This is a genomic window from Nocardiopsis sp. LDBS1602 (assembly GCF_035818715.1).
GTDB classification, from domain to species: Bacteria; Actinomycetota; Actinomycetes; order Streptosporangiales; family Streptosporangiaceae; genus Nocardiopsis; species Nocardiopsis alba.
In genome coordinates, this window is sequence record NZ_JAYLVW010000005.1 from 193,177 (window position 1) to 212,095 (window position 18,919).

Sequence of the window (18,919 nt, forward strand, 5' to 3'; positions counted from 1 at the left end):
ACAGGGGTCAACGGGGTCCGGACGGATCCGTCTCCCTCGCCGGCCCCGACAGGTGGACGCCCGAGTAGACGAGGCGACGCAGCAGGGCCTCGGCCGGGCCGCGAAGGCCGGCACGGCGGCACAGGAAGGCGGCCACCACGGTCGTTCCCCAGGTCCCCACGGCCACCAGCGCGGCGGTCGAGACGCTCGCCGTGGCGCCCCACCCCAGCCCGTACGGGGCGAACACCAGAGTGAAGATCACGGCCTGGAACAGGTAGCAGCTCATGGAGCGTTCCCCGACGGCGGTGATCGCCACGACCAGGGGGTGATCGGTCGGGCCACCGGTGTTCAGGCGCAGGGCGAGCAGTGTGATGAGCGCGGCCCATCCGGGGCCGCCCGCCCACCCGGCCGCGTCGTGCGCGATCCACAGCAGGACCTCGACCACCGGTTCGGGGGTCGGTAGGAGACCGGCGGAGACCAGACCGTCCGGAAGACCGGCGATCACCGCCACGCCCAGCCCGACGACGGCGGTGATCACCAATGGACGACGGTGTTCCTCGGGCCGCTCCAGGACACGACGGCGCCCGGCCCACACCCCCAGCAGAAGGGGCGGCATCACCACGAGCAGGAGGGTCACCGGTGTGTACAACGTCCACTCCTGGAACCGCTCGATACAGGCCGCCACGAAACCGGGCTCGACGAGGGAGGGGACCGCCGTCGCGCTCACCTCGGAACCACCGGAGATCGCCGTGTCTCCCTCTCCCGCGGCCTCGGACACGCTCAACAGGACATTGAGGGTCAGGGAGAGGACCGCGAACACCCCGGCCGACCACAGCAGGGTCCGGTCCCGTGCCCGGAGGAACCCGGTGAAGAGCAACAGCGCGAGCCCATAGGCGCCGAGGATGTCCACCGGCAGCAACAGGACCCCGTGGGCCAGGCCGAATAGCAGAAGCCACAGGCCCCGGCGGCGCAGCACCGTGCGGACGTGCACCCGGCCACCACCGGCCTCGGTGACCCGACGGGCGATCCACACCGCGCCGTAGCCGAAGAGCAGGGAGAAGAGCGGGATCGCGCGCCCGTCGACGAGGACGAGCTGGACCAGGGTCAGCAATCGGTCGCCCAGGTCCCGGACCGTGTCGTCGTGGGTGAGGAAGAAACGCGCGTTGACCAGGGCGATGAAGAGCAGCATGAAGCCGCGCGCCAGATCGGGGGCGAGCGACCGCCGAGTGTTCGGAACAGGCATGGAACAGGTTCCTTCAGGGGAGGGGAGAGGCCTGTACGAGAAGCTACAGACGGGCCCTCACCGAACCCATGGGGCGTGACCGAGACATCGGGTAGGCCCCGCCCCACCACCAGAGCGGGCCGAGGTGGTGGGGCGGGGCCGGAGTATCGAGGTCAGCCGCCGATCAGGGCGCCGAAGTCGACGTCGCTGCCCAACATCATCGAACCGACGATGAGGATCAGCAGCCCCGGAAGCAGGGTCGTGGCGGTCACCACCGTCACCTTCGGGTTGAGCCTTTGGGCCTTGCGCCGCATGTACTGGGCGTCGGCACGACGCATGTCCTGACTGATGTTCACCAGGGTGTCGCTCAACGGAGCCCCCAACTCCTCCGCCTGCTGGATCGCGGTGACGAATTTGCTCAACGACTCGTTGCGGTTGCGCCGACGCAGGGCCTCGAAGGCCTCTCGTCGGGAGATGCCCAGTTCCATCTGGCGCAGCGCGATCGTGAACTCGTCGGAGAGCACCCCGGGCATGGAGTCGGCGACCCGGCCCACCGCCGCCCGGAACGACATGCCCGCGCTCACGGTCACGGCGAGCACGTCCAGGAAGTCGGGAAGCTGCGACTGCACCTCGTCGGCGCGTTCCTGGGACTTGACGTACATGCTCAGGTCGGTCAGACCCACGAATCCGAACATCAACAGGGCGAGGACGGGCTCGTTCGCCGCGAGCAGTGCCAACGCCAGCGCCCCGTAGAGGGAGACCTCGCCGATCTTGCGTCGGATGTACCGCTCCACGGTCAGTCCGTCGACCCGCCCCGAGGATTCGATGCGTTCGGCGATCGACGCCCGTTGACGTTCGCTCAGGGACTCCAGGACCGTTCGGGAGAAACGGCGTCCGATCGCCTCGGTGATCCTGTGCAGGAAGAAGGTGCCGTCGCTCTTGACGAGGGGGCGGCTCGTCAGGGACTCGTCCACCGGCACACGTGTCTGAGACAGGGTCAGGTACAGACCGTAGAAACCGAGCAGCACGATCGACGCGCCGGCCGACGCCACCAGGAGGGGCAGGAGGTTCATCGGTGTTCCTTCGGAGAGGGAGGGCCGGGGCTACATCTTGAACTTGGTGATCCGGGAGACCACCACGAACCCGACGGCGAACAGGGAGGCGGAGAGCAACAGGACCGAGATACCGGCGACGCTGCCGGTCATGGTGCGCATGACCCCGGGTTGGACCATGTTGAGCAGGAACAGCGCGCCCACCGACATGAACCCCAGGGCCCACACGGTGCTGGTCGTCTCGCTCAGGACGGTGCGCACCTCCCGACGGGTCTCCTTGCGGTTCTCCAGGGTGGTGGAGATGTTGCGCAGCGCGCCGACCAGAGAACCACCGGAGCGGGAGGCCACGACCAGAGTGGACAGCAGTACCCCGAGTTCGCGAGAGGGCATACGTTCGCGCAGTTCGGCGACGGCCTCCTCGAAGGAGGCGCCCAGTTTCATGGACTCCGCCATCCGTCCCAGCTCCTCACCGGCCGGCCCGTCCAGTTCGTCGGCGGCGATCGCCACCGCGGTGGGCAGCGCGAGCCCGGCGGAGGTGGCGTTGCCCAGGACCCGGGCCAGGTCCGGCAACTGTCCGGTGAACTCCTCGCGCCTCTTGGCCTCGGCGCGGCTCAGGTACGAGAAGAACAGGAACGCCACCCCGGCGGCGGCGAGCAGGCCGAAGAACGGGGCCAGGATCTGCCAGACCACGATCACCGCCAGCAGGGAACCGGCCGACAGGGACACCAGGAACGTGGACAGGCGCACCTCCGTTCCGGACCGGGCCAGACGGCGGCTCAAACGGGCGCCCCAACGGGTCCGGTGCAGGGCGACGTCCAACCGGGCCATCGGTGTGGAGGCGTCGTACTCGGCCTGGGCCAGGGCGCTGCGGGCGGCGATGATCCTGCGCTGACGGGCGCTGGCGACGAACTCCCACAGGGCCCACAACATCAGGGCCAGGACCAGGGCTAGCCCGCCCATGATCGCCGGTATCTGCCAGTTCAACCTGACTCCCCTCGGGTCGGACGCGAGGCGGCCGACGAGTACGTGGCGGATACGGTTCGCGAGCTCATCGTCGGCCTCCGGGAGGAAGGTCGGGGGCCACGCCGAACACCGCCGGGACGCTCTCTCCGACGTGGAGGATCCGGGCGGCCACATGGCGGGGCAGGGGGTGGTGACGGAACTCCCCGGTCACGGCACGGTCGCCCCTCTGCGGCATCGATACGAACTCCAAGAGACGGTCCAACCGGAACTCCTCGCTCCGGCGGGAGGAGACCACGGACACCTCGGAGATCCGGCGCGAACCGTCCGGCCAGCGGCCCAGGTGCACGACCGCGTCCACCGCGTTGTTGATCTGATCGCGCAACGCGGCGTAGGGGACCCGACCGTCGCCGAGGGTGGCCAGGGTCTGGATCCGATGGACGGCGTCCTCCGCGGAGTTGGAGTGCACCGTCACCAGGGAACCGTCGTGGCCGGTGTTCATGGCCTGGAGCATGTCGATGGTCTCGGGGCCGCGGACCTCGCCCACGATGATGCGGTCCGGTCGCATCCTCAGCGCGTTGCGCACCAGGTCGCGGATGGCGATCTCGCCCCGGCCCTCGATGTTGGCCGGTCGTGACTCCAGCCGGACCACGTGGTCCTGCATCAGCTGAAGCTCGGCGGAGTCCTCGATGGTGACGATCCGCTCGGTGGCCGGAACGAACGCCGAGAGGGCGTTCAAGAAGGTGGTCTTACCGGTGCCGGTACCGCCGGAGACCACGATGTTGAACCGGGCCCGGACCATCGCCGACAGCAGCACGCCGGTGGCCTGGTCCAGGCTCCCCATCCGCACCAGCTCCTCGATGGGGTAGGGCTTGGGGAAGCGACGGATGGTCAGGACCGGTCCCGAGAGCGACAGAGGCGGGATGATGACGTTGACGCGTTCGCCGGTGGGGAGCCGGGCGTCGACCATCGGGGAGGACTCGTCCACCCGCCTGTTCACCAGGGAGACGATCCGGTCGATGGTCTGGTAGAGCTGTTCCTCGCCGTTGAAGGTCGCGTCGATCCGCTCCATACGGCCGGCCCGCTCCACGAACACGTTGTCGGGCCCGTTCACCATGATCTCGGTGATGCTCTCGTCGGCCAGCAACGGTTCCAGCACGCCCAGGCCGAGCGCCTCGTCCACGACGCGACGGATGAGGATCGATCGCTCCCGGTCCGACAGGACCGGCCCCTCCCGGGTCAGGATGTGCCCGACGACCTTCTCCAACCGCACCCGTCGCTGCGCCAGGGTCAGTCGGGTCAGATCCTCCAGGTTGATCTCGGCGAGGAGACGTCGGCGCCAGTGCGTCACACTGCTCCGATCGGCCCGCTCCTCACCGGAACGGTCCTCCTCCAGACGGTCCTTCAGCCCCATGTTCCTCGTCTCCTCCCTCGGTGGACTCCGTGCGGGACCGGCACCTCACACATCGGGCATGTCCACCCGCCGGGTCAACGTCAGATCGATGTCCACCGAGAAGACGATGGGCAGCGGGTGCGAGACCTCGACGTAGTAGCCGTTCTCGTCGTTGGCGCCGCTCGTGACGTTCGCGTCGGCCAACCAGTCGGGGAGCGCCTCGCGGGCGGCGGCCTCGGCCCCGTCGAGTTGCCGGGTCCCGGCCACCCGGGCCCCGGCTCTGGCGGCCGACTCCAACCGTTCGATCGCCACGAAGGCGAGGAAGGCCTCGAAGGCCACCACCACGGTGAGCAGCAGCAGGGGCAGAACCGCCGCGAACTCCAGGATCGGACCGCCCCGGTCCGCGTCCCGGCGAGGACGGGAGCCCGTCAAGAGGCCGCGGAGGGGGCCGGGCCCGCGACGTTCGGTCACGGGTCCACCTCCTCGACCGGGAGGCCATGACCGCCGCGTGGAGCGACCTCGGTGACGACCTTGGCCTCGCCGGAGATGTCCCAGGGGCCTTCGGTCCCGGGCAGGAACACCGGGACGGCGACGGTCACCCGCGCGTAGCGTCCCCCGTCGCGCTCGACGATCTCGGTGGTCAGCACCTCCGGGGAGTCCCAGGGCGAGAGCACCCTCTTACGGGCCTCCTCGTCGATGCGTTCCATGTCGTCGGGGGTGACGGCGGCCTGCCGCGCCGCCTCCGACGCCCCGTGCGAGGCGTACATCGAGGTGAGGCCGATCAACAGCACCTGCCAGATCAGGGCCAGGGCCATCAACAGGAAGGGGACCACCGCGGCGAACTCCACGATGACCGAGCCTCGGTCGTCACGGGGACGCCCGACGCCTCGGCCGGCCCCGGGGCCGATCGCGGGCCCCCGCCGGTCAGCCACCGAGCCCCCGCCCCGACGGCCCCGTACTCCAGCCGCCGTGCCCGCCCGGGCCCGAGCCGGGAGAAGAGGCACCGGTCCCCGCGGAGGGTGATCCGAGGAATCCGGACACGTCCTTGGTCGAGGGGGAGGACCCCGAACGGCCGGAGAGGGCCGCCACCATCGGGGACATGCCTCCGGAGGGGGTGGTGCCGCCGCTCCGGCCGCCGGCCCCCGGGGCGGAGGGCGCGCTGAACAGGTCGAGCTCGGCGGCGAGCCGGGCGAAGGCCTTGCGCAGACCCTCGTCGGTCACCTTCGTCGGGTCGCCGTTGTTCTCACCCGGCTCCAACGCACGGTAGGCGGCCGGGACCGGGGTGCGCAGCACCTTGGTCCCCAACAGCTGGCGGAGGAAGTCCGGCTGGATCTCGTTCTTGCGGCTGTGCCGGGTGACCAGCGAGTGGACGTTGTCGTGGGCTCGGATCTGGAGCCTCTCCCACATCGCCATCAGCCGTTGGGCCCCGCGCAGCGCGGGGACGTCGGGGGTCACCGTCACCACGGCGCTGTCGGCCAGCTCCACCGCCATCGCGGTGGCCTCGTTCATGTTGGAGCCGCAGTCCACGATCACCAGTTCGTAGCGGGACCGTAGAGCGCTCAGGATCCGGCGGGCCGCGCGGGCGTTGACGTCCTCACCGCGCTCGCCGTGCTCGGGGGCGAGCAGCACGTGGGGGCCTCGTGGGTCCACGTAGAGGGTCTCCGCGAGCATCCCCGGACTGATGTCGTCCGAGGCGTCCACCAGGTCGGTGATGGAACGGCGGTGTTGCAGGTTGAGGAAGGCGGGCAGATCGCCGGATTGCAGGTCGAGGTCGACCAGGCACACCACCCGGTCACGGCGGGCGGCCGCCATCGCCAGGTGGACGGCGCAGGTGGTGGTGCCCACGCCGCCCTTGGCCCCACTGACCGTGACGATCCGACCCCGTACCCCGGAGGCGGGCAGCTCGTGGGCGGCCGACTCCAGGTGCCGACGGAGCGTACGCGACCATTCGGCGGCCTTGGCGATCCGGGACTCCAGCTCGCTCATCCCGGAGTCGGCGGAGAGTACGCCGCGGGCCCCCGCCTCCATCGCGACGGTGAAGGTCTCCGGATCCAACGACGGCGACATCAGCAGGATCGCCAACTGGGGGTGGCGGTGCGACAGGTCGCGGATGGTGTCCAGGACCGACGCCGGGCCCAGGTCCTGATGGATGAGGACCACGTCCAGCTCGGGGAACTCCCCGGCCGCGTCGATCAGCGCCGTGCCCGAGTTCCGTATCGCCACGAGATCGGTGGAGGGCAGTTCCTCGAAGCGCGCGGCGAGCACCATCTCGGTCTCGGACGTGGGCATCCCCGCCAGAACGCGGAAGTTCACCGGTCTCTACCCCCCATGCGGCGCACGCCGCTCGTCGGTCTGTTCATCGGAGCCCTGGTCGGCCATCCGCTCGATGAGGTCGTCGAAGTCGCCGCTACAGAACTGCTGGTCGCCGACCTGGCCGTTGCCCTGGGCGCTGACCAGAGCCAGCCGGAGCTTGGTGGAGAACTCCTCGGCGTAGGCCAAACGGAGCGCGGCGTCCGGGTCGAGACGGAAGGTGACGGGGACGACCCCGGCCACCCCGCCGGCGTCGGTCTCCTGGCTGCGCAGCTCCCCGATATCGAGGACCTCCACCTCGGTGATCACCCGGGTGGCGCAGGCCTCGCCGTGGTCCCGGGCCTGGAAGGTGCCGTAGATGTCCACGGTCGAGCCCGGCCTGACCTTGCCGGCCACTCCGGTCTCGGCGTTGACCATGATGGCGATTTCACGCTCACCGGTGGTCAGGGTGGGCTGCGGTTCCACCATGCCCCGCTGGAGGTAGACGCCGCTCTCCAACCGGGAGGAGGCGACCAGTTCCTGGTCCTCGGGCGTCTCGACCTCGTCCAGGTCGGTGATGAACACCTCCGGGTCGAAGTACATGGAGGGGACCTCCACCTGCTCGACCGAGTCACGACCGATCGGCTGATAGGCGCCCACGTCCTCGGTCAACCGCAGGACCGTGGCGGAACCACCGAACCGCTCCTGCTGGTCGTCGAGGTAGGTGAAGACGGACACGAAGACGGCGACGGCGCCGACGGCGGCCAGTGCCATGAGCAGGACTCCGCGTCGTTGACGGGGGTTCATAGGGGGTGGTTTCCGTTTCGGTGTCGTCGAGGACCCTCGGCCGGGAGGCGCGACGGGGCCGGGGCGGGAGGAGGGCCGCTATCGGGAGTAGGTCCGTGATTCGGGCCCGGTGACGCGGCTCGGCGCTCCCTCCACGGGGGAGCCCGGGGCCGGCGGCGGGCGGTGCGGCGATGGTTCCCCGTTCGGCGGTGGGGCCGGTGACGGAGAGCCGGTCGGGAAGGGGGAGGGGCGCGTGGACATGGTCCGCGGCTCCTCCGGCGGGGGGACCGGGGTCGCGGTGGTGGTGAGACGGACCGGACGGCCGGTGGAACCGGCCGCGCAGAACGGGCAGGGGCGGGTGGCCATGGGTTCGCCGCACCAGGCGCAGGCGGAGGCTCGGATGGAACCGGCCGCGTACGCCAGCGCCTGGGGGTGGGCGCTCAGGGCCACGAACTCCACGTACTTGCCGGTGCCCCAGTAGGTGGCCCCCAGGGGCTGGGCGGGGAGTCTGCGAGTGGACACCGGCCGGATGACGCGGGGGAGGTTCTCGTCGAACGCCCTGGTGGGCGTCTGCTCCGGCGCCGAGCACAAAAGCTGCACGGGTTGTACCGGGCGGAACGGCAACCGGGCGTCGAGTTCGTCCGGGCGCAGCCGGCCCACCTGGGCGGTGGGGGCGCACAGGGCCAGGAAGGAGACGGAAGGGGCATAGGAGCCCACGTGTTGGCGCATGCTGGTGGGCAACGTGGACAGACCCGAGACGGTACGCAGCCAGGCCCCCGCGAGCAGGTGTTTGGGCAGTTCGTCGCAGAGCGCGGCGATCATCCCGGGTGGAAGGTAGGGGGCCAGGTAGGCGAGCTGATCGGCCACCAGGGACAGGGCCAACGGCGACAGGTCGACGGCGATCCCGGCGATCTGGTCGGTGCGCAGTGCCCCTCGGGCGAAGTTGACCGCGCGTCGGGCGTCCTCCGCGCGCCAGGCCGGGTAGAGCGCGACGACCTTGCGGCCCGATCGCACCTCGTCCACGGCGAAGGAGACGAAGGCGGAACTGCGCTCGCCGACGTCGTCGCCTCGGAGCGGGAAACGCCGTGCCCCGGCCTCGCCCACGTGGCCCGTACTGGGGATATCCGCCAGCAGGGTCACGGTCGTCGCCGACCGGTCTTGGGCATTGGACACTGGGAGAGCTCCATCGGGTCTACGCACGTGCGCGGTTTCTGAAACGGAGCGGTGTCCCACATCTCAGGTACCACTCGGACGCATCGTAACGAATGGGAGGCTCACAGTGGGAGGGTCGGTATTCGTCACCTCGGGCCGAGAGAGGTGATCGATGGTGCCGTTCCGTCGCCGTCGCCCCGAGACGGGCCGTGCCGTTTTCGGGAGTTCGACGCGGTCCGAAAGGGCTGATGCTCCACACGTGCATGTCGGGCCTCTCCAAGGGGGAGTGGACTCCGGTGGCCGTTTCCGACCACCCTTGGCCAGGGGTTCTCTCCGGTGATCCCTTCTGCGCGGTGTATCGGCTCGGGCCCGCGCCGATACGGACGGGGAAAGGTGACGCCGCATCAACAAGCATGCCTTTTCCGGATCCACGCCACCAGTGCCATCGTCGCCATTGTGGACGGAAGCCGGAACCATGTCCGTGACCTGGGAGAGAACGCGGTCGAAAACCCGAAGGTCACGATCGGGCCCCGGTGTCGTGTGCGTCTCGTTCGGGGTTGACCGGCGGATCCGGGGGAACGATGAGAGCAGGTTTCGCGTCATATCTCGAGAAGCCGTACGCCCCCTGAGGAGAACGAACGATGCGCAAGACAAACCGTGCCGCGGCCGGGGCGGCCGCGTGGCAGGTCATCCAGAACACCGACGGCAGGGTCTCCGTCTGGCAGCGCGTCCGCGCGCTGCCGCGCATGGTCGGGGCCAAGCTGAGCGGTCGCTACCCCGAGCTGAACAGCGGCAAGCTCCTCACCATGGTGGTGCTCGTCGGCTACGTGATCTCCCCGATCGACTTCATCCCCGAGTTGCTCTTCTCCGTGCTGGGCCTGGTCGACGACATCGCCGTCGCGGTGTGGCTGACCACGATGGCCTTGGGTGAGAGCGAGCGCTTCGTCCTGTGGGAGCGTGAGCAGCGGGCCCAGGAGGCCTTCCAGAACGAGAATCCGTCGGGGGCCGCTCGGGGCGAGACCCGGAGCGAGGAGCGCGTGGGCACCGAGACCGCCTCGACGGCGGCGGGTCGCCACGGCCGGGGGCACTGAGCCATCGCCGGCGCCCGGCACCGCGGGCACTCGTGGCGGCCGGCCGGAGAGGCGTCGTCCCGGCTCTCGCCGACGGGTGCCGCGCGCGTGGGCGTGCCCGGATAATGGGGGCATGTCCCCAGAAGAGCGAGGCCGACCCGCCGATCGTGAGGAGACGACCGGGCTCGGCGATCCGGCCCTGCGTCGTGAGGAGATGATCGCGCTCGCCGAGATCGTCCGTGACGAGTGCGAAGGCGACCTGGAGATCGGGCTCACCGAGGGAGGCGTCGAGGTGGGGCGACGGGTGGAGGCCCTCGCCGAACACCGTCGGGTCTCGGGTGAGAGCCGGATCGGGGCGCTGTTCATCTCCGGTCGACGCGGCCGTACCCGGATCACCGTGGTCCTGGCGGGGGAATGCTTCGTGCGAGTGGCCGCCCCCGACGAGGGGTCCCGTCGCGCCGTCGCGGCGATGGTGGAGGTGGTACGCGGCCACCAGCGTCGGTTCACCGATCGGGCCTGGACCGGGATCCTCCTCGGTGCCCTCGGGGTGGTGGCCGCCGTCGGCTACGCGGGGGTCCTGGCGCGTACGGGGCTGTTGGGCACCGGTCACGGATTGGGCGTGGTGGCCCTCCTGGTGGTCGCTCTGGGTTTCGTCCTGTGGGGGCAGTCCACCTCCGACGAGGGTCCCGGCGTCCGTCTCGTGAACCGTCCCCGTGGCCTCTTCCGCACCTAGGTCGTGTTTTTTGGATCATTCCGCGCTCGCGTGGCCGGGCTTCCTCTCGCGGCGCCGACGTCGCTCGGACAGCCAAACCCGGGCTGACCTTCGCTCGTCGTCTGGCGAGAGATCGCCCGGCTGCCGCTCGCCACGGATCGGCTCCGCCGATGCCCAACGAAAGCATCCAAAAAACACTCCCTAGTCCTTTCGGGTCATATCCGTTGGAGTCATGGCAGAGTTCCCGATATCACCCGTAATGCCCATGAAGAGTTCTCGGACGGGCCCCGGCAATCCGAACGGGCCATGTCGTGCGCGGTCTCAGGGCACGAGGGTCTCCCAGACCGAGCGGACCAGCAGGATCGTCCGGTCGGTGAGAAGGAACAGGGCCATCAGGGTCGGCACGGCGACGATCAGGTACAACAGGAACGCCGTGGAACGTCGGACGGTCCGGTAACGGTGTCTCGGATCGATCATGAGGGGCCTCCCGTCCCGGCCGACAGGGGCACACGTTCCTCTCCGGCGTCGGAGAGGGGATCGCACGGTTCGCGGAGCGCCGCCCCGAGCGCCCCGGCGTCCCGGGCCAGTACCCATCGGGACAGCGTCGTCAGACTCGGATCGGGAGCGCCGCTCGGCCCGGTGACGGCGCTGGTCACGAAGACCTCCACGGACCCGAAGTCGACGTGCGCCGCCCTGAGGAGGTTGGCCGCCCCCACGACCTCGTCCAGCCACCGTTCAGGCGGTATCCCGCGCGGATCGACGGAGGTGCCCGCGAGCAGGTCGCCCCGGGTCACGACCACCGCCAGTCGCCCCCGCCCCGGGGCCACACCCAGTGTTCGGTACTGCCGTTGTACCTGGTCCCGTACCTGGAGATAGGCCCGTTCGGGGTCACGGGCCCCGGAGCGGTCTCCGGCCAGCCTGCGCTGTTCCTCGGCGTCGAGGGCCTCCCACACCGCCGGTACCGCGAGCGGGTCCAGCACCAGGAGGAACGTCGTCGCCCGGCCCAGGTAGGACAGCTCCTCCGTTCGCTCGTGGGTGTTGAACCACTCTCCTGCGGTGTCGTACATCTGGACCAGAAGGGTCCGGCGTCCCGCCGCCACCCGCAGGGTCGCCCCGTGGGCCCGCCGACCGGGCGGCGTGGGGGCCACCCGATGGCGGGGTGAGAGCACGGTGCGGCTCTCCCGAAGCCGACGCTCGGTCTCCTCTCCCATGAGCTCCACCGAGAGGGTCTCGGGATGGAGTTCGGCCCCGTGCTCCAGACTCAGGTACAGACCGTGGGCCAGCCGTGTCTTGCCCGCGCCCGCCGCCCCGAACAACGGCAGAACGAACTCGCGCGCCTCACCCGGCCTGTGCTCCAAGGCGTGATCGCAGTGGGGACAGCGGGTGTCCAGGTCGGCGCTGCCCAACAACAGCAGCGTCGGCAGGGCCCGATCGCAGACACAGTGGCGTCGGAACACGCCCCACATCCCCGGTCGCACGTCCCGATGCGTCCGCCCACAGCCGTCACAGACGTAGGACGGATAGGACATGGCCTCGAAGCAGTTCGGGCAGACCATACGGATCCGTCGCGCCGCCAACAACGCCGCGTCCACCAGCCGCGACACCACGACCCCCGCCCAGGCCAGGGCCAGATGGGCCGCCGCGACCACCGCCTGGACCGCCAGGAACGGGTACAGGAAGACGACGAACAGACCGGTGTCGAGCCGGACCCTCCGATAGACCTCGGCCAGGTCCCACCACACCGGGCCACCGTGATACCCGAGCCAGGCGAAGTCCTCGGGGCCGGGAGACCCCACTCCGGCATGATCGCCCAGGTACAGCACCTCGTGGATCCGCCGCAGGTGGATGCGGACCAACAGGAGCAGCCCGACCACCAGGGCCAGGGCCGCCAACACGATCACCGCGCACACCAGGAACGCGAACACGGTCCGCACGGTCGACAGGAACGGCTCCCAAGGGTCGTCGGTCACGCTCTGCGCGCCCCCTTCCGGAACCGGCCGAACAGGCCCCCCTGACCGTGCCGGTCGCGGAACCCGCGCGCCCACGACTCGAAGACCTGCCCCTCGGGCAGGCGGTCGAAGGCCTTGCGAACCGACGCGGCCTCCCGTCGCGACCACGTGAGAGTCGAGGGTCCCATCACCTCGTCGAGCAACGTCCTACCTCGTTCGGCCGAACGTTCTCCCCCCTCGCCGCCACGGGGACGGCCGACCCGGGCGCCCTTGACACCGGGCTCTCCGGACGTACCGGGTTCGGCGCCCAACCTGAGCGCCGTCAGGAACACCCGAACGGCCAGGTCCGCCTCCAGAGGGGGAACGGAGCGGCCGTGGGCGCGCTCGATGGGGCCCAGACGCTCCTCGACCTCCTCACAATAGGAGTCGAACACCTTCGAAGGACAGTCGGCCATCACCCGGGCGCACAGACGGTGGTCCCAGTCCAGGACACGGTCGCAGACCCGCCGCAGCGCCACCGTCTCCACCACCGGCCGGCAGCCCCGAAGCAGAGCCGCCAGAGACACCAACAGTCGAGCGCCCTCCTCGCCGTGCGCCCGACGCAGCGCGGCCACCTTCGCGCCGACCGGAGCCCACTCCTCGACCAACCCCCTACAGGACTCGGGCAGACGCAGCATCAGCCGGCCCACCAGGGTCAGGGCGTGGTGCCACTCCTCCTCGAGCCCTCGGGGAGGGACCCGGGCCAGGATCCGGGCACACCAGTCACCGACGTCGGGAGCGATCCGTGTCCGACCGTCGACCAGTGACAGCGCCGCCGTCACCGTCTCCGGCCCCGGAGTGGGCCCCCAGACACGGAGCAGCAGTTCACGATCCAGGTCATGGTCGGCCAGCCGAGGCGGGGCCCAGGGTCTGGCCTCCCTGCGCGAGTCCATCACCGCGCGCAACAGACCCGGCGGGTCGTCCTCACGAAGTTCCAGCATGCGCAGTTCTCGCAGGAGCGCCGTCGCGGGCTCCCGGTCCTTCGCCATCAAGGCGCCGGTCGGTCCCGCCGCCAGCCTGGCCAGGTTCCTGCGGGGCAGGACCGCCAGCCCGTGGGCGACCCCACGTCGTATCGGAGAGTGTGCGGCGAGCAATTCCGTCAGATACCGGTCGGGTTCGGCCTCGGGGGGCGAGGCCGAGATCCTGTGGGCGACCGGGCCGGCCCCGTAGCGTTCCAGGGCCGACCGGGGGAGCGGGACCCCGCCCGAACCGGCCCAACGGAGCAGCTCGACGGCGCGATCCGGTGTCGGAACGATCCCCAGCCCGCCCTCCAGGAGGGCGCCGATCCGTGCCCCGGCCTCCTCCTTGGCCCACGCCGAGCGCATCGGCACCATGGCGGGTGCGGAGGCCCCGGCCGCGATCCCGTCCAGGGCGCGGCGCAGGATCAGGCCCTCCAGGCGCTCGGTCGCCTCCGGATCTCCGGCCCGGTGCGCCACCTCCCTGAGCCGTGCCAGGTCATCGTCGTGCGGAGTGTCGGGGTCGGCGTCGAGCAGCCTGTGGAGCAGATGGCGACTCTGTCCCGGGGCCAACCAGGCGACGGCGTCGGGAAGCCAGGCCCTGACCGCCCGCAGATCGGGGTCGGCGGCGGGAAAGGAGCCGTCGGCCAGGAAGGCGGCGGCGGACAGGGGACGCCATTCGGAGAGCGGGCCCTCCCGACCCGAGGAGTAGGGCAGGGAGGCGGCCCACAACGCGGGGGTGCCCTCCACGCCCGCGTGGACCAGCAGGGAGACGAGGGCGAGGGTCTCCGGGCAGGCCTCGGGTATCGGCCCCTCTTCGAACGTGTCGAGTGCCTCGTGGAGGGGTGCCGACTCCGCCCCCGTGAAGGATCGGTGCGCCGAGGAGGCCGTGTGGACGGGCGGAGGGGCGATGGGCACGGGCCGGTCCGGGTCGAAGACGACGAAACGGCCTCGGAGACCGCGGGTGTCCGTGCCGGGAGGGACGCCCATCACGTGCACGAGGGTCTCCTCGGGGTTCCCGCTGTAGGTCGCGAACGACATCCGCCGGGCCAGTGGGGGCGGAAGCAGGTGGGACAGGGCCGCCACCCAGTGAGCGGTGGCCTCGTCGTCGGCGATCAGCAGAACGGGGGCGCCGCCCTCGATCGCGGCGTCCACCGACACCAAAAGCCCACGGATCGTCTCCTCGGCCCGGTCGCGGAGCCAGGCCGAGGTCCGTCGCCGGTCGAGCGGTCCCGGAGGGAGCGTGATCCCGGGCAGGCGGGGGTCGGTCACCGGTCGGTCGGTCCAGAAGGAGGCCCCCCACAGTTCGGCCGGCAGCGTCTCGGATCCCTCGTCCAGGACGAGACTGTGCGCGAAGTAGTTGCCCGGTCGCCCCGAGGGGTCGTCACCGCTGGAGACCACCCGGCTCAGGACCGGAGCGCCGCCCAGGTCGGGCGAGTAGCACAGGTTGATCGGATGTCGATGGACCTCATCCGGTGGCAGGGCCCGGGGAGGCTCGTAGACGGTGAAGCGTTCCACCTCGCGCAGCACCCGTGTGTCCACACCGGGGGTGGCGGCGTTGAACTGGTAGCCGGTGCAGCCGGACAGCCCCCGTTCGCACGAGGTGTAGTAGAGCTGGGGTGAACTCATCGCCTGACGTGCCCTTTCGTGGTGCCTGCGGTGTCGTGCGGACCTGTCCGGGAGGTGGGTGCGCGGCCCGACGCCGTTCAACGCGACCGGCGGGGCGCACCGCCGACCGGGACGTCCCCGAACCGCGAGAGCAGCCACAGGAACGGATCGGCCACCCGGTAGGGGCGGACGCCGCCCCGTACACGGTTGTCCTCGCCGGGGTCGTCGCCCAGAGCCGAGACCCCGAAGTAACGGGCGTCGCGATAGTGGTTGGTCACGTGGTTGTCGACCCCCGACCCGTCCCAGCGGTGGAGGAGCTGTTGGACCTGGGCGTGCACGTCCTGACTGTCGGACTCGTCGAAGAACGGCCCGTCCGGTTGGGGGCGGTGCAGGGGCGATCCCTCGTCCAACCCATGACGCAGCGTGTCGATCTTGGTCAGGCACACCGCGATGGGGACCGGGATCAGCCGGTTCGGGGTCCCTTGACGGCGCATCAACACCTCGGTGACCCGTTCCAGCGCGTGGATGGGGCGGTGCCGGGGGTCCTCGGGAGAGGGCGACCTGCTTCCGGGCGCGGCCGACCTACGGGCCCCCTCCATCCGAAGCGGATCCAACAGCACGATCACGCCGTCCGCGTTCTCCAGGTAGCGCAGGCCGGTCTCCACGCTCCGTGTGTCGTTGAGGTCCTCTCCGGCGGTGTCGAAGAACGACAGGAGGGTGTGACGAGGGCGTGTCCGCACCAGGCCGCGTCGTCGACCGGTGAACCTGAAGACCAGCGGCTCACGGGTCGTCCCGGTCCTTCGCGTGGCCCGTAGTAGTCGGCCCTCCTCGTACAGCGGCGACTCGTAGTCGGAGGCGAAGCGGTGGCGGGTGTGGTCGTCGGCGCCCCCCACCGACGCCGCGAAACGCTCTCCCACCCTGTTCTTCAACTCGTGGACGAGCACCGTCATGAACACGGTCTTGCCCGACTCGCGCGCTCCGACCAGGGCGATCATGCGACCGCGCATCCGCCCGAAGTTCACCGGCAGCCGGGAGTGGCAGACCGCGCACACCTGGCGATCGGTGGCCGCGGAGCATTCGGGGCACTTCGCCCTGGGGCGTCGACCGTCGGCCGCGAACACCGGTGGCAGCCGCTCCCGCCGCCCCAGATGATCTCGCAGAGCGCCGTCCTCAACGGACGGACAGATCGCCCCGGTGGGGCCGGGACGTCCGGTACAGCGGAAGAGGATCCGGCGTTCGGTGAAGTCGGAGTAGCAGTAGGGGCACACCAGACGCGGCCCTTCCAACGGGGACAGCGGGTAGGGGACCTGGAGGTTCAAAGGCGCAGCTCCTTCACCGGGGGCTGACGAAGACGGACGTCCTCGCCCCCTTCCACCGGAAAACACATCAACCAGCCGGGCTCGGCCTCCCGAGGCGGTCGGACCCGGACGGACACCCGTTCACCGGGCTCCAGGAGGCGGGCCGGTAGAACCGAGAGCACCCGCCCCCGCTCCCCGGTGTGCGGCTGGATCCGGCCGGGGGTGTAGACCACGGCGATCTCCGGCATACGACAGGAGACCTCCGAGCTCAGCCGCACGACCCGCTCCCGACGCAGCAGCCCCGCCGGTTCCACCCTGTAGTCGATGACCACCCGTCCGGGGACACGTACGGTCACCGGGACGCTCAAGGCCTCGTCGTCACCGGTGGGGACCACGGTGCGGACCGTCACCAGCAGGGGGCCCGCCCCCATCCGGGCCTCGAACCCACCCTCGGCGTCGTACCGTCGCCGTGAGCGGCGTTCCGTGCCCAACACCTCCCGATCCTCTTCGGCCGACATCGGGAGGTCGTCCTCCCGGGGGGTGTCGGGTCGCCAGGAGACCAGGGCGGTGGCGGTGTGCTCCGGCCAGGTCCACCCCAGCCGGACCGCCGTGTCGAAGCGTTCGGCGCGCAGATCGGTGACGGGAGGGGCGGCGGTCACCCGGACGTGTTCTCCCATCACGGCGCTCTCCCCGGCCATCGTCACGGCCAGCACGTGGGTGATCCCCGCCGGCAGGGAGAACGGAAGTCGTGCGCGTCCGTCGGCGTCGACAACGGGCGTGCCCGGGACGGGGACCCAAGGGAGGGCCTCCGGCCCCGTGTCCACCTCGGCGCCGAAGGGGACGGAGGGCTCGCGTCGGTCGGTGAAGAGCCGGACCCGGCCGCGCTCCGGAGGCGTCCAAGAGGCGGTGAAGCCGCGCGGGTCGGGGGACACCCGCAGATCGCGCACCGGAACGGCCCTGGGGCCCGGGACGACCCTGATCACCCGCCCCTGGGAGGTGCGCGTTCTGCCCCGAGAGGTCAGGTAGACCGCGCGCACCCGGTAGAAGTACTCCACGTCCGGACGTACGGACGCGTCGTGGAAGCGGGAACCGTCGTGCTCCACCACGATCGTGCCCGGGGAGGAGCCGTGCGGCGATGTCCCCTCACCGCGCAGCACCTCGATCCGGATCGCCTCCGGAGGGGGGCGCCAGGACATCGTCACCCCGGTCTCGTCCGACACCGTCCTCGGTTCGGCGACGTCCGGGGTGATCATCACCGGCGTACTCGTCGCCTCCGGGGACACCCCCAGACCACCGCGTACGGCCACCACCGCGTAGTGGGCGTCACCGCCCACGCAGAGATGGTCGTCCACCGCCTCGGTACCGGTGACCTCGCCCAGAGGGGTCTCCCTCGTGCTTCCCCCGCTCCCGGCCCGGCGGGTCACCCGATAGCTGACCGTCCCGGCCGTGCTGGTGCTCGGGCGCCAGGTCACCACCACTCGGCGGCCGTCGACACGGGCCGTCACCTCTTGGACGGGCTCGGGCGGGATCGCTCCCAGCCGGAGCGGGAGTCGCTCGTCGTCCACGGCCAGTTCCACCGCGACGGCCAGGTCACGGGCGGCGTCCTCCGCCCGCCCTTCTCGCAGGGCCAGGTCGGCGTCGCGGACCAATGATGCGACCCGCTCGGCGAGATCGGACACCTCGCTCCGGAGCGGGTGCTCTCGGGGGAGTCCGGCCGTGGCCGCCTCGGCCTGGCGCAGACAGCGATCGGCGAGCAGCGCGCGCACCTCCCGCTCGGCCGCCCCGGTCCGTCCCGCGCCCCGGTCGCCGCGGCGCAGGGCGGCGGCGATCCGGGAGGCCTCGTCCGGGTCCAACCCCGCCGCCGTCCACGGCTCGGCCAGGGCACGTTCCGACACCACCGGGGACGGCGAGGACATGTGGGAGACGATCTCCCACAGCACGATCCGATCGCGGGCCTCGCGGGACCCGGCCGAACGGAGCAGAGCGATCACCCGCTCGGCGGCGGCCTTGCCCTCGGTCATCGGTTCCCGTTGGAGACGGCGTCCGGCCGCGTCGAGCGCCTCGTCGTCGAGGGTGACGTACCCGCCCTCTTCCGGGAGGCCGCCATCCCGCAGCCGGAGACCATCGAGCACGGTGAACCCCCGGGACAGCCGCTCCTCGCCGAACACCACCACCGGTGAGAAGAGGGCGCCGCGTGTACGAAGGTGGTCGCCGAGCGCCCGGTGGTCCCGTAACGGAGGCAGGATCGGGAGTTCGGGCAGCCGGTCCACCACACGCGCCCCTCGGGCGGGCAGGTCGGTCCGGGCCTCCTCCTTCGGCCGTTCACGGAGGTCGTCGTCGATGCCGTGGCGGACGAACGGGTCCGCGGGCGTCTCGTCGTGTCGAGCGGGGGTCGGCACCCGCCGTTCGTGCTCGCTCCGGGCACCCCGGTTCCAGGCCATCGTCGCTCCCGTC

At 70.8% G+C, this 18,919-nt stretch carries 16 protein-coding genes; 2 read left to right on the forward strand and 14 right to left on the reverse strand.

Features of this window, described 5'->3' with window-relative positions:
* Nucleotides 1-7: 7 nt before the first annotated feature.
* From U9J66_RS17755 to U9J66_RS17795, 9 genes are all read right to left on the reverse strand, one after another.
* Nucleotides 8-1,222 (reverse strand): DUF418 domain-containing protein, encoded by a 1,215-nt coding sequence (locus U9J66_RS17755; RefSeq protein ID WP_326338184.1) that lies wholly within the window; start codon nucleotides 1,220-1,222, stop codon nucleotides 8-10.
* Between the two features lie 152 nt (nucleotides 1,223-1,374).
* On the reverse strand, nucleotides 1,375-2,274 hold the full coding sequence (locus U9J66_RS17760; RefSeq protein WP_014913071.1) for a type II secretion system F family protein: 900 nt from the start codon (nucleotides 2,272-2,274) through the stop codon (nucleotides 1,375-1,377).
* Nucleotides 2,275-2,304: 30 nt separating this feature from the next.
* Nucleotides 2,305-3,237, reverse strand: coding sequence for a type II secretion system F family protein (locus tag U9J66_RS17765; RefSeq protein WP_014911382.1), 933 nt, complete (start codon nucleotides 3,235-3,237; stop codon nucleotides 2,305-2,307).
* A gap of 64 nt (nucleotides 3,238-3,301) precedes the next feature.
* A complete protein-coding gene (locus U9J66_RS17770) occupies nucleotides 3,302-4,627 on the reverse strand; it encodes a CpaF family protein (protein ID WP_014908718.1) in 1,326 nt (441 codons plus the stop codon).
* 45 nt (nucleotides 4,628-4,672) lie between these two features.
* Nucleotides 4,673-5,077 (reverse strand): TadE/TadG family type IV pilus assembly protein, encoded by a 405-nt coding sequence (locus U9J66_RS17775; RefSeq protein WP_014911440.1) that lies wholly within the window; start codon nucleotides 5,075-5,077, stop codon nucleotides 4,673-4,675.
* A complete protein-coding gene (locus U9J66_RS17780) occupies nucleotides 5,074-5,454 on the reverse strand; it encodes a TadE/TadG family type IV pilus assembly protein (RefSeq protein WP_326338240.1) in 381 nt (126 codons plus the stop codon). Before U9J66_RS17780 ends, U9J66_RS17775 begins: the two co-directional genes overlap by 4 nt.
* 76 nt (nucleotides 5,455-5,530) lie before the next feature.
* A complete protein-coding gene (locus tag U9J66_RS17785; protein ID WP_326338185.1) occupies nucleotides 5,531-6,919 on the reverse strand; it encodes an AAA family ATPase in 1,389 nt (462 codons plus the stop codon).
* Between the two features lie 6 nt (nucleotides 6,920-6,925).
* Nucleotides 6,926-7,702, reverse strand: a complete 777-nt coding sequence (gene cpaB / locus U9J66_RS17790; protein ID WP_326338186.1) for a Flp pilus assembly protein CpaB — start codon at nucleotides 7,700-7,702, stop codon at nucleotides 6,926-6,928.
* Nucleotides 7,703-7,780: 78 nt separating this feature from the next.
* Nucleotides 7,781-8,854, reverse strand: a complete 1,074-nt coding sequence (locus tag U9J66_RS17795) for a hypothetical protein (RefSeq protein WP_161111426.1) — start codon at nucleotides 8,852-8,854, stop codon at nucleotides 7,781-7,783.
* A gap of 620 nt (nucleotides 8,855-9,474) precedes the next feature.
* On the opposite strand from U9J66_RS17795, the gene U9J66_RS17800 reads away from it, so the two are divergent.
* Nucleotides 9,475-9,924, forward strand: a complete 450-nt coding sequence (locus U9J66_RS17800) for a YkvA family protein (protein WP_014909906.1) — start codon at nucleotides 9,475-9,477, stop codon at nucleotides 9,922-9,924.
* Nucleotides 9,925-10,036: 112 nt separating this feature from the next.
* Nucleotides 10,037-10,636 carry a hypothetical protein gene (locus tag U9J66_RS17805; RefSeq protein WP_042284207.1) on the forward strand — a complete coding sequence of 200 codons (600 nt, stop codon included), beginning with the start codon at nucleotides 10,037-10,039 and terminating at the stop codon, nucleotides 10,634-10,636.
* A 300-nt stretch (nucleotides 10,637-10,936) separates the two neighbouring features.
* On the opposite strand, the gene U9J66_RS17810 is transcribed toward U9J66_RS17805, so the two are convergent.
* The 5 genes from U9J66_RS17810 to U9J66_RS17830 all read right to left on the reverse strand — a co-directional run bounded on the left by U9J66_RS17810 (nucleotide 10,937) and on the right by U9J66_RS17830 (nucleotide 18,906).
* The gene (locus U9J66_RS17810; protein ID WP_014913095.1) at nucleotides 10,937-11,092 is read right to left on the reverse strand and encodes a hypothetical protein; all 156 of its coding nucleotides are present in this window, start codon (nucleotides 11,090-11,092) and stop codon (nucleotides 10,937-10,939) included.
* Nucleotides 11,089-12,585 (reverse strand): TRAFAC clade GTPase domain-containing protein, encoded by a 1,497-nt coding sequence (locus tag U9J66_RS17815; RefSeq protein WP_161111427.1) that lies wholly within the window; start codon nucleotides 12,583-12,585, stop codon nucleotides 11,089-11,091. The genes U9J66_RS17810 and U9J66_RS17815 overlap by 4 nt, the downstream gene beginning before the upstream one ends.
* On the reverse strand, nucleotides 12,582-15,188 hold the full coding sequence (locus U9J66_RS17820) for a GTPase-associated protein 1-related protein (protein ID WP_326338187.1): 2,607 nt from the start codon (nucleotides 15,186-15,188) through the stop codon (nucleotides 12,582-12,584). The genes U9J66_RS17815 and U9J66_RS17820 overlap by 4 nt, the downstream gene beginning before the upstream one ends.
* A 77-nt stretch (nucleotides 15,189-15,265) precedes the next feature.
* Nucleotides 15,266-16,486 (reverse strand): TRAFAC clade GTPase domain-containing protein, encoded by a 1,221-nt coding sequence (locus tag U9J66_RS17825; protein WP_014911853.1) that lies wholly within the window; start codon nucleotides 16,484-16,486, stop codon nucleotides 15,266-15,268.
* On the reverse strand, nucleotides 16,483-18,906 hold the full coding sequence (locus tag U9J66_RS17830; RefSeq protein WP_326338188.1) for a hypothetical protein: 2,424 nt from the start codon (nucleotides 18,904-18,906) through the stop codon (nucleotides 16,483-16,485). Before U9J66_RS17830 ends, U9J66_RS17825 begins: the two co-directional genes overlap by 4 nt.
* Nucleotides 18,907-18,919: the final 13 nt, after the last annotated feature.

Bases quoted from the DNA above. Each gene is read 5' to 3' on its own strand.
- U9J66_RS17755 (WP_326338184.1), bottom strand. From the start codon at position 1,222: ATGCCTGTTCCGAACACTCGGCGGTCGCTCGCCCCCGATCTGGCGCGC.
- U9J66_RS17760 (WP_014913071.1), bottom strand. From the start codon at position 2,274: ATGAACCTCCTGCCCCTCCTGGTGGCGTCGGCCGGCGCGTCGATCGTG.
- U9J66_RS17770 (WP_014908718.1), bottom strand. From the start codon at position 4,627: ATGGGGCTGAAGGACCGTCTGGAGGAGGACCGTTCCGGTGAGGAGCGG.
- cpaB (WP_326338186.1), bottom strand. From the start codon at position 7,702: ATGAACCCCCGTCAACGACGCGGAGTCCTGCTCATGGCACTGGCCGCC.
- U9J66_RS17800 (WP_014909906.1), top strand. From the start codon at position 9,475: ATGCGCAAGACAAACCGTGCCGCGGCCGGGGCGGCCGCGTGGCAGGTC.
- U9J66_RS17805 (WP_042284207.1), top strand. From the start codon at position 10,037: ATGTCCCCAGAAGAGCGAGGCCGACCCGCCGATCGTGAGGAGACGACC.
- U9J66_RS17810 (WP_014913095.1), bottom strand. From the start codon at position 11,092: ATGATCGATCCGAGACACCGTTACCGGACCGTCCGACGTTCCACGGCG.
- U9J66_RS17820 (WP_326338187.1), bottom strand. From the start codon at position 15,188: ATGAGTTCACCCCAGCTCTACTACACCTCGTGCGAACGGGGGCTGTCC.
- U9J66_RS17830 (WP_326338188.1), bottom strand. From the start codon at position 18,906: ATGGCCTGGAACCGGGGTGCCCGGAGCGAGCACGAACGGCGGGTGCCG.